1 protein-coding gene is annotated in these 541 nt (G+C 42.7%); it reads left to right on the top strand.

What is annotated here, in order from left to right:
• Positions 1 to 541: cobalamin-dependent protein (locus tag AC27IT_RS28105; protein ID WP_487092308.1), on the top strand; the 541-nt coding region annotated here is incomplete at both ends.

Raw genomic sequence — 541 nt, 5'->3', positions numbered from 1 at the left:
AGTCATTGATTTAGGAATTAAAGTAACGCCGCAGCAGCTGATTGAAGCAGTAAAAGACGAAAAGCCAGACATCATTGGCCTGTCAGGTCTTTTAGTAAAATCTGCTCAGCAAATGGTTTTAACTGCACAAGATTTAACGCAATCAAGCATTGATGTTCCAATTATGGTAGGAGGCGCTGCCCTTTCCCGTAAATTTACTGACTTTAAAATTGCCCCGGAATATGAAGGTGCCGTCCTCTACGCCAAAGATGCGATGGACGGATTAGCGTTAGCAAATAAGCTGCAGAACAAAGAAGAAGTTATTCAGCTTTTAGCAGATTTAAAAACGCGTCAAGAAAAGAAAGTAACGGTTCGAGAACGCCAGCCTCAAACCGCTCAAGCAGCTACGGCTGTTTTAGAAAGATCCGCCATTTCAACGGATGTTCCTGTTTTTGTAACGGCTGATTTAAAGCGCCACGTTGTCAAACACTACGATTTGGCACAGGTTCTTCCGTATATTAACTGGCAGATGCTTTTAGGCCATCACTTAGGACTAAAAGGA

This window comes from Brevibacillus sp. YAE8 (genome assembly GCF_057543335.1).
The sequence above is the reverse complement of the archived record's forward strand: the minus strand, read 5'-3'. Positions and strand labels throughout refer to the sequence as shown.